This is a genomic window from Streptomyces sp. NPDC101393, assembly GCF_044767385.1.
GTDB lineage: Bacteria > Actinomycetota > Actinomycetes > Streptomycetales > Streptomycetaceae > Streptomyces.
Genome location: NZ_JBIWNU010000013.1, coordinates 140,987 through 154,201, shown reverse-complemented (window position 1 = coordinate 154,201; position 13,215 = coordinate 140,987). Strand labels below are relative to the sequence as shown.

The 13,215-nt window shown below is 70.8% G+C and carries 14 protein-coding genes and 3 pseudogenes; 9 read left to right on the top strand and 8 right to left on the bottom strand.

Features of this window, described 5'->3' with window-relative positions:
- Nucleotides 1-259: 259 nt before the first annotated feature.
- Nucleotides 260-910: a DNA-3-methyladenine glycosylase gene (locus ACIRQ7_RS33745; protein WP_404266357.1), complete on the bottom strand. Its 651-nt coding sequence runs from the start codon at nucleotides 908-910 to the stop codon at nucleotides 260-262.
- A 168-nt stretch (nucleotides 911-1,078) separates the two neighbouring features.
- On the opposite strand from ACIRQ7_RS33745, the gene ACIRQ7_RS33740 reads away from it, so the two are divergent.
- The 3 genes from ACIRQ7_RS33740 (at nucleotide 1,079) to ACIRQ7_RS33730 (ending at nucleotide 3,421) form a co-directional block, all read left to right on the top strand.
- Nucleotides 1,079-1,861: a sporulation protein gene (locus ACIRQ7_RS33740; protein WP_401479413.1), complete on the top strand. Its 783-nt coding sequence runs from the start codon at nucleotides 1,079-1,081 to the stop codon at nucleotides 1,859-1,861.
- Nucleotides 1,862-1,903: 42 nt separating this feature from the next.
- Nucleotides 1,904-2,443 carry a YbhB/YbcL family Raf kinase inhibitor-like protein gene (locus tag ACIRQ7_RS33735; RefSeq protein WP_403676337.1) on the top strand — a complete coding sequence of 180 codons (540 nt, stop codon included), beginning with the start codon at nucleotides 1,904-1,906 and terminating at the stop codon, nucleotides 2,441-2,443.
- 474 nt (nucleotides 2,444-2,917) lie between these two features.
- Nucleotides 2,918-3,421 carry an HNH endonuclease gene (locus tag ACIRQ7_RS33730; RefSeq protein WP_404266356.1) on the top strand — a complete coding sequence of 168 codons (504 nt, stop codon included), beginning with the start codon at nucleotides 2,918-2,920 and terminating at the stop codon, nucleotides 3,419-3,421.
- 18 nt (nucleotides 3,422-3,439) lie between these two features.
- On the opposite strand, the gene ACIRQ7_RS33725 is transcribed toward ACIRQ7_RS33730, so the two are convergent.
- From ACIRQ7_RS33725 to ACIRQ7_RS33710, 4 genes are all read right to left on the bottom strand, one after another.
- Nucleotides 3,440-4,207: a sulfite exporter TauE/SafE family protein gene (locus ACIRQ7_RS33725; protein ID WP_404266366.1), complete on the bottom strand. Its 768-nt coding sequence runs from the start codon at nucleotides 4,205-4,207 to the stop codon at nucleotides 3,440-3,442.
- Nucleotides 4,208-4,281: 74 nt separating this feature from the next.
- A complete protein-coding gene (locus ACIRQ7_RS33720; protein ID WP_404266355.1) occupies nucleotides 4,282-5,220 on the bottom strand; it encodes an SPFH domain-containing protein in 939 nt (312 codons plus the stop codon).
- Between the two features lie 137 nt (nucleotides 5,221-5,357).
- Nucleotides 5,358-5,771: an NfeD family protein gene (locus tag ACIRQ7_RS33715; protein ID WP_404266365.1), complete on the bottom strand. Its 414-nt coding sequence runs from the start codon at nucleotides 5,769-5,771 to the stop codon at nucleotides 5,358-5,360.
- A gap of 59 nt (nucleotides 5,772-5,830) precedes the next feature.
- Nucleotides 5,831-6,625 (bottom strand): ABC transporter ATP-binding protein, encoded by a 795-nt coding sequence (locus ACIRQ7_RS33710; protein WP_401479654.1) that lies wholly within the window; start codon nucleotides 6,623-6,625, stop codon nucleotides 5,831-5,833.
- 108 nt (nucleotides 6,626-6,733) lie between these two features.
- Here ACIRQ7_RS33710 and ACIRQ7_RS33705 point away from each other — a divergent pair, with 108 nt between their 5' ends.
- Complete coding sequence (locus tag ACIRQ7_RS33705; RefSeq protein WP_404266354.1) at nucleotides 6,734-7,546, top strand: hypothetical protein; 813 nt, start codon at nucleotides 6,734-6,736, stop codon at nucleotides 7,544-7,546.
- A gap of 111 nt (nucleotides 7,547-7,657) precedes the next feature.
- On the opposite strand, the gene ACIRQ7_RS33700 is transcribed toward ACIRQ7_RS33705, so the two are convergent.
- The 3 genes from ACIRQ7_RS33700 to ACIRQ7_RS33690 form a co-directional block, all read right to left on the bottom strand.
- Nucleotides 7,658-7,903: a chaplin gene (locus ACIRQ7_RS33700; protein ID WP_401479428.1), complete on the bottom strand. Its 246-nt coding sequence runs from the start codon at nucleotides 7,901-7,903 to the stop codon at nucleotides 7,658-7,660.
- 206 nt (nucleotides 7,904-8,109) lie between these two features.
- Nucleotides 8,110-8,739, bottom strand: coding sequence for a response regulator (locus tag ACIRQ7_RS33695; protein WP_404266364.1), 630 nt, complete (start codon nucleotides 8,737-8,739; stop codon nucleotides 8,110-8,112).
- 82 nt (nucleotides 8,740-8,821) lie between these two features.
- Nucleotides 8,822-9,976, bottom strand: coding sequence for a GAF domain-containing sensor histidine kinase (locus tag ACIRQ7_RS33690; protein WP_401479431.1), 1,155 nt, complete (start codon nucleotides 9,974-9,976; stop codon nucleotides 8,822-8,824).
- 260 nt (nucleotides 9,977-10,236) lie between these two features.
- Between ACIRQ7_RS33690 and ACIRQ7_RS33685 the strand changes: the two are divergent.
- The 5 genes and pseudogenes from ACIRQ7_RS33685 to ACIRQ7_RS33665 all read left to right on the top strand — a co-directional run.
- A pseudogene (locus ACIRQ7_RS33685) lies at nucleotides 10,237-10,641 on the top strand (SDR family NAD(P)-dependent oxidoreductase); the annotation flags it as partial.
- Between the two features lie 108 nt (nucleotides 10,642-10,749).
- Nucleotides 10,750-10,842 (top strand): annotated as a pseudogene (locus ACIRQ7_RS33680) (short-chain dehydrogenase); the annotation flags it as partial.
- Nucleotides 10,838-11,421, top strand: a pseudogene (locus ACIRQ7_RS33675) (S-adenosylmethionine:tRNA ribosyltransferase-isomerase); the annotation flags it as partial. The pseudogenes ACIRQ7_RS33680 and ACIRQ7_RS33675, both read left to right, overlap by 5 nt.
- A gap of 16 nt (nucleotides 11,422-11,437) precedes the next feature.
- Nucleotides 11,438-12,139, top strand: a complete 702-nt coding sequence (locus tag ACIRQ7_RS33670) for a nitroreductase family protein (protein WP_404266353.1) — start codon at nucleotides 11,438-11,440, stop codon at nucleotides 12,137-12,139.
- A 316-nt stretch (nucleotides 12,140-12,455) separates the two neighbouring features.
- Nucleotides 12,456-13,205, top strand: coding sequence for a transglycosylase SLT domain-containing protein (locus ACIRQ7_RS33665; RefSeq protein WP_404266352.1), 750 nt, complete (start codon nucleotides 12,456-12,458; stop codon nucleotides 13,203-13,205).
- The last annotated feature ends 10 nt before the right edge of the window (nucleotides 13,206-13,215 follow it).

The following is a 13,215-nucleotide window of genomic DNA, read 5'->3' as shown; positions in this document are numbered from 1 at the left end:
GATTCGGTCCGTTTCCGGCTCGAATTCAGTTCCGATTACCCGTCGGAGGGGTTTGTTCGCGCCTTTCGGCGTGATCACTACTTTAGCGGAATTCCCCTGCGGCTCATAATCGGGCCGTGGGGTCGAATTTCGGCAACGCGAAATGGACCCCGTTGAGGGAAGCGTTCTCAGTAGTTGGTTGTGCCGTCCGGCGGCCTGCGCAGATAGCGCTGCCCGTGTCCAACGGCTCGGGCCACATTAGGCGTTGCGGCGGCCCGGGTCAAGTCGCTGTCCTGGTGCGGCGGCGCGGGGTGTGCGGGCGGTACGGGCTGACCGTCGGATCGTCGGCGATCCAGTAGCGCCAGGGGTGTTCGGCGCCGTCGCCGCCGACTCCGGTGCGCGGTCCGTTGCGTACCTGGTCGGGGGCTGCGGGGCGGCCGTGCAGGACGGCGAGCGGGGCATCGGCGTCGCCGCAGAGGTCGAGGCCGTTGAGGGTGCGGTCGATGTCGAGGGCGGTGGCCAGGCGGGCGGGGCCCTTGGCCAGCTCGTTGGTGTTGCGGGCCTTGGGGCGGCGGTCGGCGGCGAGCGGCGTACCGGTGAGGATCTCGCCGGCGCGGAGGAGGACGCCGCTCGCGCGTCCCTCGGGACCGCAGACCAGGTTGAGGCTGAACCACATGCCGTAGATGAAGTAGACGTACGCATGGCCGGGAGGGCCGAACATCGAGGCGTTGCGGGCCGTGCGGCCGCGGTAGGCGTGGGAGCCGGGGTCCCCTTCACCGTCGTAGGCCTCGACCTCCGTCAGGCGGAGTTCGATGGTGCCGTCGGGGGTGTGGCGTACGAGTGTGCGGCCGAGGAGGTCGGGAGCGACGTCCACCACCGGGCGGTTGAAGAAGTCGCGGGTGAGAGGAGTGCGGGCCGGTACGTCAGGCATGCGCACCGAGGGTAGTGCAGACGTTATGGACGGCGGCTGGTCATGGGGACTCTCCGATTGGGAAGGTGTGGCAAGCGGAACCGGCCTGAGCCGTTTCGCGTTCGTAGGTATCGAGCCGAGATCTCGGCTGTACAGAGAACACAGGCGTACCGCCTGGGAGGGACGAGCATGGGATTCAAGAAGCTGCTGGCGAGCATGGGGGCCGGGGGCGCGTCGGTGGAGACGGTGCTCTTCGAGGAGAACGTCGTCCCGGGCGGTGTCGTGCAGGGTGAGGTGCGGATCCAGGGCGGGTCCGTGGCGCAGCAGGTCGAGGGGCTGTCCGTCGGGCTCCAGGCGCGCGTCGAGGTGGAGAGCGGGGACGAGGAGTACAAGCGGAACATCGAGTTCACCAAGCTGCAGGTGGGCGGGGCGTTCGAGGTCCAGGCGGGTGCGGCGCACACCGTGCCGTTCGGGCTGGAGATCCCGTGGGAGACGCCGATCACGACGTTCCTCGGCCAGCATCTGCACGGGATGAACATCGGGGTGACGACGGAGCTGGCGATCGCCCGCGCGGTGGACTCCGGTGACCTCGACCCGGTGAACGTGCACCCGCTGCCGGCGCAGCAGGCGATCCTGGATGCCTTCGGGCGGCTCGGGTTCCGTTTCAAGGCGGCCGACCTGGAGCAGGGGCACATCCGGGGGACGCGCCAGAAGCTGCCGTTCTACCAGGAGGTCGAGTTCTTCGCGCCGCAGCAGTACCGCGGGCTGAACCAGGTCGAGCTGTCGTTCATCGCCGACGACCGTGAGATGGACGTGGTGCTGGAGATGGACAAGAAGCCGGGGCTGTTCACCGGTGGCTCGGACTCGTACCGGTCGTTCACCGTGGGTCTGAACGACTTCGAGGGAACCGACTGGGCCGGTTACCTCAACCAGTGGCTGGCGGAGGTCGGCGGTCAGCGGAACTGGCTCTAGCCTGGCCGGACAGGTGTCAGCAAGCAACCAGGAGGTGTCGAGGTGTCCGAGCTGAAGCGGCGGCCGCTCCCGCACGATTTCCACCCGCAGGTGCCGGCGTTCACGGTGTCGAGCGATGAGGTGGAGCCGGGTGGGACGCTGCGGCCGGAGCAGGTCCAGGCCGAGGGGAACCGTTCGCCGCAGCTGCGGTGGGAGGGTGCTCCGGCGGGGACGAAGAGCTACGCCGTCACCTGCTACGACCCGGACGCGCCGACGGGCAGCGGTTTTTGGCACTGGTCGCTGTTCGACATTCCGGCGTCGGTGACGGAGTTGCCGGCCGGCGCCGGGTCCGGGGAGATGAAGGGGCTGCCCGAGGGCGCCGTTCATGTCCGTAACGACGCCGGGACGCGGGAGTTCGTGGGTGCGGCGCCGCCGCCCGGGGACGGTCCGCACCGCTATGTCTTCACCGTGTACGCGGTGGACCAGGAGAAGCTCGGCCCGGATGCCGATGCGTCGCCTGCTGTGGTGGGCTTCAATCTGCGGTTCCACACGGTCGGGCGGGCGCAGTTGATCGCCGAGTTCGAGCGGCCCGCGGAGGGCTGAGTCCCCGATAACCCTTTGCGCCCCGGCGCTTCCCGCACGCAGAGTGGTACGTGGCTGACGGCCTGCGAAGGCCGTCGGGCAGCCGGTACCGCAGTGGCGGGGGCGGCGGGGCGCAGGTGTGTCGCCCGCCTCCCCCGAGCTCTTGAGGAGCAGGGGGAACCCCCATCCGGAGTCCGCCTTCGTGCCGGACGTCCGCGCCGGCTGCCGTGCGCTCCGGGTCCCGCATGTTCTACGGGGGCGGGATCCGGGGCGTTCCCGTGCGTGCGGCGCGGTCGGTGCCGCCCTGCCCTCGTCGGCGCTACGGGGCGCCTCGCCCGATACCTCGGCGACTGAGTCCATCACCCCCTGTTCATTTCCTGATTACCCGTCATTTCCCTTCTGGCGTGCGGATATTGCGTTGTCGTGGGAATCGGTTCCCCTGCACAGTGGAGCCACTTCGCCGCGGGGGCGAACGGGGTCCGGGAGGTGGACGGGATGCGCGAGACGCTGGTGCTGAATGCGAGCTTCGAGCCGCTGTCGACGGTGTCGCTGCGGCGTGCGGTGGTACTGGTCATGCAGGACAAGGCCGTGGTCGAGCACGCGCATCCGGGGCTGCGGATCCGTGCCGCTTCGGTCGATGTGCCGGTGCCGCGGGTGATCCGGCTCAGCAGGTACGTACGGGTGCCGTTCCGAAGACGGGCGCCGTGGTCGCGGCGTGGCGTGCTGGTGCGCGACCAGCACCAGTGCGCGTACTGCGGGCGCCGGGCGACGACCGTGGACCACGTCGTACCGCGGGCCCGCGGCGGTGGGGACACCTGGCTCAATACCGTCGCCTCGTGTGCGGAGGACAATCACCGCAAGGCGGACCGTACGCCCGAGCAGGCGGGGATGGCGTTGCTGCGGCGGCCGTTCGAGCCGACGCCGGCGGACGCGATGCTGTCGGCGCTGGGGGTTTCGGTGCGGGAGGAGCTGCCGGACTGGCTGGCGCTGCCTGCGTAGACCGTCGCCCGACTCCCCTTATTTGAGGAGGAGTTGGGCGATGGCCGCCAGTCCTACGACGACGATGACGGCGCGCAGGGCGGTGGGCGGCAGGCGCCGGCCCACCGTCGCGCCGATCTGACCGCCGAGGGACGAGCCGACGGCGATGAGCAGGACGGCGGTCCAGTTGAAGTCGGCGACGAAGAGGAAGAAGACGGCGGCGATGCCGTTGACGACCAGGGCGAGGACGTTCTTGAGTCCGTTGATGCGCTGCAGGTCCTCGTTGAGGAGCAGGCCCATCAGGGAGAGGTAGAGGACTCCTTGGGCGGCGCCGAAGTAGCCGCCGTACATGCTGGCGAACAGCAGGCCGGTGAGCAGGGCGATGCCGCCGTCGCGGTGGACGGTGGTGCCCTGGCGTTCACGGCGGGCGCGGAGCGCGGTGGCGAGCCGGGGCTGGGCGATGACGAGCACCAGCGCGATGGCGATCAGGGCGGGAACGATCGCGTCGAAGGCGTTGGACGGCAGCGCGAGCAGCAGGATGGCGCCGATGAGGCCGCCGGTCATGGCGGCGGCGCCGAAGCGGAGGATGCGGCGGCGCTGGCCGCGGAGTTCCCGACGGTAGCCGATGGCTCCGCTGATCGAACCGGGCACCAGGCCGAGAGTGTTGGAGACGTTCGCGGTGATCGGCGGCAGGCCGACGGCCAGCAGAACCGGGAAGGTGATGAGGGTCCCTGATCCGACGACGGTGTTGATCGTGCCGGCGCCGAGTCCCGCGGCGAAGACGGCCGCTGCTTCCCAGAGGGTCATGCTCATGGTCACGTGAACTCCCCCGTGCATGATCGGTGCGCTTGCGCTCGATCATGCACCAGGGAGTGCCGCGGTCAGTCGATGGGGGGCGCTTCGCGGTTCGGCGAGCTGGGCTTGGGGATGGTGCCGCCGCCGCCCGTGGGGTTGAAGTTGCCGAGGGCGCCACCGAGTCCCTTGAGGGCATCGCCGATCTCGCTGGGCACGATCCAGAGCTTGTTGGCGTCCCCCTCAGCGATCTTGGGGAGCATCTGGAGGTACTGGTAGGAGAGCAGCTTCTGGTCCGGGTCGCCGGCGTGGATGGACTCGAAGACCACCCGGATCGCCTGGGCCTCACCCTCGGCGCGCAGCGCGGCGGCCTTGGCGTCACCTTCGGCGCGCAGGATCGAGGACTGCTTCTCACCTTCGGCGGTCAGGATCTGGGACTGCCGGACACCCTCGGCCTGGAGGATGGCGGCGCGCTTGTCACGGTCGGCGCGCATCTGCTTCTCCATCGAGTCCTGGATGGAGGTCGGCGGCTCGATGGCCTTGAGCTCGACGCGGTTGACGCGGATGCCCCACTTGCCGGTGGCCTCGTCGAGGACGCCGCGCAGCGCGGCGTTGATCTCCTCGCGGGAGGTCAGGGTTCGTTCGAGGTCCATGCCACCGATGATGTTGCGCAGGGTGGTGACGGTGAGCTGCTCGATGGCCTGGATGTAGCTGGCGACTTCGTACGTCGCGGCGCGGGCGTCCGTCACTTGGTAGTAGATGACGGTGTCGATGTTGACGACGAGGTTGTCCTGGGTGATCACCGGCTGCGGCGGGAACGGCACGACCTGTTCGCGCAGGTCGATGCGGTTGCGGATCGAGTCGATGAACGGGACGACGATGTTCAGGCCGGCGTTGAGCGTGCGGGTGTACCGGCCGAAGCGTTCGACGATGGCGGCGCTGGCCTGCGGGATGACCTGGATCGTCTTGATGAGTGCGATGAACACGAGCACCACCAGGATGATCAGGACGATGATGATCGGTTCCACAGCGGCTCCCGTGCCCTTCGTTGCTGGTCCGTGCCGGCCGTTCGTGACCGGCTTGGCGGTTGATCAGTCTTTCAGAGTCGCGGCCCGTCGCGCAGCGTGTTCAGGTCAGATGGCCACGGCGGGAGAGTGCCCTTGCGTCAGATGATGAGGGCGGTGGCGCCTTCGATCTCGACGACGTCGACCGTGCGGCCCGGTTCGTAGACCTGGTCGGCGTCGAGGGCTCTGGCGGACCAGACTTCGCCCCCGAGCTTGATGCGGCCGCCTTCGCCGCCGTCGACCCGCTCCAGGACCGTGGCGCTCTTGCCCTTGAGGGCGTCGACGCCGGAGGCGAGGGTCGGGTGCCGGCCTCTGTGGCGGTTGGCGACGGGGCGGACGACCGCGATCAACGCGACCGACACCACCGCGAACGCGACGAATTGCAGCACGGTGCCGCCACCGACAGCTGCGGTGACGGCACCGGCGACGGCGCCGACCGCGAGCATCCCGAATTCGGGCATCGCGGTCACGACGAGAGGAATACCCAGTCCTACGGCGGCGATCAGCCACCACACCCATGGATCCACGCCCTCATGGTAGATCCGCGGAGCGGCTCGGGACAGGGCGCGATCGGTCAGCTCAGCGGCAGACCCTGCGCCGTCCAGCGGTCGTTGCCGTTGCGCTCGACGATCAGTGGGAGACCGAAGCAGTGGGAGAGGTTGCTGGAGGTCAGTTCGAGATCGAGCGGCCCGGCGGCCAGCACCTTGCCCTGGCGGATCATCAGGACGTGGGTGAAGCCGGGGGCGATCTCCTCGACGTGGTGGGTCACCATGATCATCGAGGGGGCGTACGGGTCGCGGGCGAGGCGGCCCAGGCGGCGCACCAGGTCCTCGCGGCCGCCGAGGTCGAGGCCGGCGGCCGGCTCGTCCAGGAGGAGCAGCTCGGGGTCGGTCATCATGGCGCGGGCGATCAGGGTGCGCTTGCGCTCGCCCTCGGAGAGGGTGCCGAACTTGCGGTCGAGGTACTCGGTCATGCCGAGGCGGTCGAGGAAGGCGCGGGCGCGCTGCTCGTCGACGTCCTCGTAGTTCTCCTGCCAGCTCGCGGTCATGCCGTAGGCGGCGGTGAGCACGGTCTGCAGGACGGTCTGGCTGCGCGGCAGCTTGTCGGCGAGGGCGATGCCGGCGATGCCGATGCGCGGGCGCAGGTCGAAGACGTCGACCCGGCCGAGGTGCTCGCCGAGGATCGTGGCGGAGCCGGTGCTCGGGAAGAGGTAGCTGGAGGCGATGTTCAGGAGGGTGGTCTTGCCGGCGCCGTTGGGGCCGAGGATCACCCAGCGCTCCCCCTCCTTCACCGACCAGGAGACCTGGTCCACCAGAGCCCGTCCTTCGCGGACCACCGATACGTCCACCAGCTCCAGCACATCGCTCATGAGCGCGTTGTCTCCCATTGCTTCTCGGTCGTCTCGTGCACCTGTAGGCGCATCCCCCCAGCAAACCTACGCCACTCGATGTCAGTGGCGTTCCCTAGGCTGGGGACCATGCTCGATGAACCTCGATCAGGACGGCTGGCGGCATGGGGAAATGCCCTTTTGGCCGGACTTATCTCACCTGATGACGCGGTGCACCGCATCGCGGACGACGATGCGGTGCACCGCGTGGAAGACCTCCCCGGAGAGGCGTCGCCGGTCGGGCTGACCCTCGCGCTGGGGCGGCTGCGGAACCTGGGGGCCGTCGGCCTGCGGGTGGCGCTGCCGGCGCCGGGGCATCCGCTGGGGCTGAGCGGTCCGCCGGATTTCAATGCGCGGGCGCTGGAGGCCGGGGAGGCGGTGGTCGCCGCCGGGGCCGGCCTGGGGCTGGTCCCGGAGATATACGAGGCCGGGCCCGAGGGCGGCAGCGGTCCGGACGTGCATGTGGAGGTGGTCTGGCGCTGCCTGCCGGTGCGGGAGGGGCCGCCGGCCGATGTGCCGTCGCTGGGTGAGGCCGAGCGGGAGCTGGCGGAGGCGCTGCGGGACGCGACCGAGATGCTGGCGAAGCTGGACGTGGCCGGATCGGGCCCGGTCGCCCGTGCGGCCCTCGACGCGTACCGCGCACGGGCCGAGGCCGGTCGTCAGGTGCTGGCGCCGGGATATCCGCCCCGTGCGGTACGGGTGTTGGAGCTGGCTCAGCGGGTGGGTGCGCTCATCGGTATCGCCCAGCAGGCGGGCGGTGACGGCCGGGAGCACGGCGGGGCGGTGAGTTCGTCGGAGATCGCGGCCCGTGCCGAGGCGCTGCGGCCGGTGGAGCGTACGGCCCGGCGGGCGCAGGTGGCGGCGTACAACTCCGCGGTGGAGGAGCGGGAGCGGCGGGGGTGAGCCGGGCGGGGCGAGAGGTCTGAGGGGCCGTCGGCCGGGGCCCAACCGGTCCGGCCCCGCAGCTGGTTGGCTGCGGGGCCGGGACGGGTGCGCCGGGTGGGCGCGGCTGCGTCAGATGTTCTCGCAGTCGTTCCCGAAGGCCGGGTTGAGGACACCGACGACGCTGACGGTGTTGCCGCAGGCGTTCACGGGGATGTGCACCGGGACCTGGACGAGGTTGCCGGAGCCGACGCCGGGCGACTGCACGGCCGCGCCCTGGGCCAGCGGCGCGCTGTGCGCCGAGGCGAGGCCGGCACCTGCGACGGCGAGGCCGCCCGCCATCATCGTGATCGCCGCGGCCCGCTTGATGTTCTTCACTTCGCTTGCTCCTCGTTGCCGTTTGCCGTGGCCAGCCGCCACGACTGCACTGGAGAACGGCCCGGCGCGGACGGGGATACGCCAAATGGGCTACATCTACACGACAGTATGAATCTCGCACCGGAAGACGACGTTCCGATTCCTGGATGACCAGGGAAACGGCGGGGCCGTGGGGCCCGGCACCGACGGGGCCGGGCCGGGCCGGGTCAGGCGCCGATGCCGTGCCGGACCGCCCACAGCGCCGCCTGTGTCCGGTCCGCGAGGTCCAGCTTCATGAGGATGTTCGAGACATGGGTCTTGACCGTCTTCTCGGACAGCACCAGCGCGCGGGCGATCTCGCGGTTGGACCGCCCGTCCGCGATCAGGCCGAGCACCTCACGCTCCCGCTCGGTGAGTGAAGTGCCGCGCCCCTGGCCGTTGTTGCCCACGTCCTGGGAGAGCAGAGCGCCGGCGACCTCGGGCTGGAGGAGAACGTGCCCGGCGTGGACGGAGCGGATGGCGCCGGCCAGCGCCTCCGGATCGACGTCCTTGTACACATATCCGGCGGCGCCCGCGCGCAGGGCCGGCACGACCGTGCGCTGCTCGGTGAAGCTGGTGACGATCAGCACCCGTGCGGGGTTGGTCAGCTCGCGCAGCTTCCGGAGCGCCTCGATGCCGTCCATACCGGGCATCTTGACGTCCATCAGAACGACGTCGGGACGCAGTCGTTCGGCGGCGGCGACCCCCTCGGCGCCGTCGGAGGCCTCCCCCACCACCTCGATGTCGTCCTGGATCTCCAGGAAGGTCCGCAGGCCGCGGCGTACGACCTGGTGGTCGTCGACGAGCAGGACGCGGATCGGCCGGCCGTCGCCCGCACGCCGGCCGGAGCCTTCCCGGGTGCCCTCCGGGGGGAGCCCCGTCGCACCGCCCCTGTCGGTGTCAGCCACCGGGTACCTCCATCTCGACAGCGGTGCCCTTGCCGGGCTCCGACTCCACGGTGAGCTTTCCGCCGACGCCGCCGGCGCGGTCACGCATCGAGACCAGGCCGAGATGCCGGCCGGCCCGGCGGACCGTGCCGGTGTCGAAGCCGCAGCCGTCGTCGGCGACGCGCAGCAGCGCCCCCTGGCCGTTCCGGGTGAGGGTCACCTCGACGTGCTCGGCCCCAGAGTGCCGCAAGGCGTTGTGCAGCGCCTCCTGGGCGACCCGGAGCAGCGCTTCTTCCTGGGCGGCGGGCAGGGCGCGGACGCCGTGGGCGGCGAAGGTGACATGGGCGCCGTGCGCCCGGTCCAGCACCTGGGCCTGCGAGCGCAGGGTGGCGATCAGGCCGTCCTCGTCCAGGGCGGCCGGCCGCAGTTCGACGACGGCGGCGCGCAGTTCATCGGCGGCCTCCGCGGCCAGCTCGGCGACCTGGTGGAGTTCGCCCTTGGCGCGGGCCGGGTCGCGGTCGACCAGTGCGGTGGCGGCCTGGGCGGTGAGCCGGAGGGAGAAGAGCTTCTGGGCGACGGCGTCGTGCAGCTCGTGGGCGAGCCGGGCGCGCTCGCCCGCGATGGTCAGTTCGCGGCTGCGCTCGTAGAGGCGGGCGTTGGTCAGGGCGATGGCGGCGTGCTGGGCGAGTATCCCGAGCAGCCGCTCGTCCTCCTCGGTGAAGCCGCAGCCGTTCCCGTCGGGCGGCGGGGTCGTGCAGCGCTTGTTGGCGAGGAAGAGCGCGCCGAGGATGTCGTCGCCGTCGGCGACCGGCAGTCCGATGAAGTCGGACATGTCGGGGTGGGCGGACGGCCAGCCGCCGAAGCGGGGGTCCGCGCGGACGTCGGCGAGGCGCTCGGGGGTGGCGTGGTGCAGCATCGCGGCGAGGATGCCGTGCTGGCGGGGCAGCGGGCCGATGGCCTTCCACTGCTCGTCGCTGACGCCGTCCACCACGAACTGGGCGAAGCCGCCGTGATCGTCGGGGACACCGAGGGCGGCGTATTCGGCGTCCAGCAGCTCGCGGGCCGAGGCGACGATCGTCTTGAGGACGTCGCGAACCTCCAGATGCCTGCTCATCGCCAGGATCGCGGTGCTCACCGCGGGGATCCCGGCACCCGGTCCGTTGCTCATGGCTTCACCGTACCGGCGCGCTGACCGGCACGTATCGGTCCTGAGGAAGCGTCTGCCTCCGCCCAGCGGACTAGGCCCCATGCCCTGATCCGGCCCGTCCGGCGGCCGGCGCCCGCGAGCCGCTCCGGTTCCTACGGCGAGGGCATCGGGTGCCCGGAGGCCCCTCCGGCGTCCCCGGGGCTCGCGGGGCTCGCGGGGTGGCCCTTCCGGCCGCGTCCGGGGCCCGGACAGCGGCCGGAGACGGAAGCAGTGACGGGATCATGCCGGTGGCGATCATCGCGGGAGCCTCGAAGGGGCCGGGCCGGGCATTCGCCGGGTCGCCGGCCGGGCGCGGCTGGGCTCTGGCGGCATCTTGTGGGATCTGGTGGTGGACGCCGGATCCGCGGGGCCGCTGGAAGCCGCGGCGGAGGAGCTGCGGACGGCGGAGCGCGGGTGTCGGCGCTGCCCGGGGGCGTGACGGACGCCGCACACCGTGCGGAGCTGGTGGCTGCGGCCCGGGGCCGGGCGGGCTCGACCTGCTGGTGAACCACGCGAGCGTGCCGGCTGCCGAGCCGCTGGTGCGGCCGGCGGACCGTCCGCCGACCGGGTTGCGGGAGGCGCTGGAAACGCAGGTGGTGGCGCCGCCGGGACTCACCCAAGGGGCTTTGCCGCTGTTGCGCGCCTCGTCTTTTTTGTCCCCTTATATAGGGGATGTCACCGAAGCTTCCACTGAAGCGGATACGTCCCTCTACATAGGGACAGGTGGGGCGGGTGGTGAGGTGGCCCTCCCCCGGGCAGTCGGCGCGGTGCTGAACATCAGCTCCGGGGCGGCCGTGGAGGCGTATCCCACCGTGGGCGGCCACGGGTCGGCGAAGGCGACCCTGGACCACGGTCTTCGCGGTGCATTCGCCGGACGGCGGCAGCGCGGAGACGCCGAGTGCGGCCCGCCCGTTCACGGCGCCGCTGGTGGCGCGGCTGGTCAGTCGCGGGGTGCGGATCGCGCCGATCTCGCTGCACACCGGGGTCGCGTCGGCGGAGGCGTTCGGACCGCCGCATGCGGAGCGGTTCGCGGTGGCGCCGCCGACAGCGTGGCTGGTGAACGCGGCGCGGGCCCGGCGCCGCCCCGGGCGGGGTGCCGCGGTCGGGCGGATCGTGACGGCGGGGACGACGGCCGTACGGGCGCTGTAGTCAGCGGCCGGGCCGGACCGGCGGGGGCGCGCCGCGGCCGGCTGGACGGATCTCGTGGGGACGCGGGAGCGGGGGTGCGGGCGATGGACGGCCTGCTCACGGGGCTGCACGAGCCGACCGTCTCGCATCTGCTGACGCTGGAGGCGGTGGTGAAGGCAGTGACCGGCGGGGCGGACGGGGCTCAGGAGGCGGTGCTGCGGCGGGCGTACGCGGCGGCCGTGCGGCGGCGCTACCTGTGGCACGAATTCGGGGATGTCCATCCGGTGCCGCCGTCCTGAGTTCCAGACTCGGTGCATGACGCATTCCACAAGGAGCTGGACCCCGACCCACGGCGACCCCTACCGGCCGGTGCCGTACCGCCCCGCGCGGATGCCGGCCGCGGAATCGCTGGCCCGTGCCGCGGAGCTGCGGGAGCGGATGGACCGGCGTCGCACGGTGCGGCAGTTCGCCACCGATCCGGTGCCCGCGCAGGTGGTGCGGGACGCGATCGCCTGCGCGGCCACCGCGCCGTCCGGGGCCCATCAGCAGCCGTGGACGTTCGTACTGGTCAAGGACCCCGAGGTGCGGCGCAGGATCCGGGTGGCGGCCGAGGAGGAGGAACAGGTCTCCTACGAGGGGCGGCTGGGCGAGGAGTGGCTGGCGGCGCTGCGGCCGCTGGGCACGGACGAGGTCAAGCCGCATCTGACCGACGCGCCGCAGCTGATCGTGGTCTTCCAGCAGCGGCACTGGCTGGGCGAGGACGGCAGCAAGCGCAAGCACTACTACGTCGACGAGTCGGTGGGCATCGCGGTCGGCATGCTGCTGTCCGCGCTGCATCTGTCGGGCCTCGCGGCACTGGTGCACACGCCCAGCCCGATGCGGTTCCTGCAGGAGGTACTCGGGCGGCCGGCCAACGAAAAAGCCTTCGCGGTGATTCCCGTGGGCTATCCGTCGCCGGAATGCGAAGTGCCCGATTTGGTCCGAAAGTCCCTTGACCAGGTGATGGTCGAAGTCTGACGCCCACAGACTGTGCGTTTGCAATTACCAACGGCGAGATAAACCTCGCCGAAATGTGACGCCGCGCATAGGACCCAGGTCACTTACGACCCGGGTTAGTGGTCCATCAGATCCGTTGTGAGCTGGGAAGCAACCGTTCCGGACGCATTCCACGCTCCCCGGGTTCCACTAACCCGGATCGTACGTCACACCTTTGCCCGGTTAATTTTCGGCCGCTAAGAATGGCTCCCGTCGCTCGGCGCCGTGGTCAGAACTCGGCGTTATCCGCCAACCAAGGCCCCTTGTGACGTCCCCCATTGGAAGAGGTCGACCCATCATGCCCAAGCACGCCCTTTCCGGATTCCACCGCCTGACCCGGACCCGTAAGCTTTCCGTCGCCGGCGTTGCCGCGGCCGGTGCCGCAGCTCTGGTTTTCACCGTCGTGCCGGGTGCTGACGCCGGTCAGGGCAAGGCCGAGGCCACCACCGTCGAGCACGTGAAGCCGGTCGCCTTCAGCGCCGTCGGCACGGCCGCGAAGACCCAGCAGGCCACCATCACGAAGCAGGCCGACGCCACCGCGGCGAAGGCCAAGGCCGAGGCCGCCGCCGCGGCCAAGAAGAAGGCCGAAGCCGAGAAGGCCGCCAAGGCCAAGGCCGCCGCCGACGCGAAGGCCAAGGCCGAGAAGGCGCGCAAGGCGAAGGAGGCCGCGAGCCGGTCCGCCGAGCGCGCGCCCGCCCCGGCCCCGAAGCCGGCGCCCAAGAAGTACGCGGACAACCTGGACGGCTGGATCCGCGAGTCGCTGGACATCATGGCGAAGCACAACATTCCCGGGTCCTACGACGGGATCCACCGCAACATCATCCGGGAGTCCGGCGGCAACCCGATGGCCATCAACAACTGGGACATCAACGCCCAGAACGGTGTGCCGTCCAAGGGCCTGCTCCAGGTGATCCAGCCGACGTTCGACACCTACCACGTCGCGGGCACCCCGAACGACCTGTACGACCCGGTGGCGAACATCGTCGCGGCCTGCAACTACGCCGCCGCCACCTACGGCTCGATGGACAACGTCAACTCGGCCTACTGAGCCGGAGTTC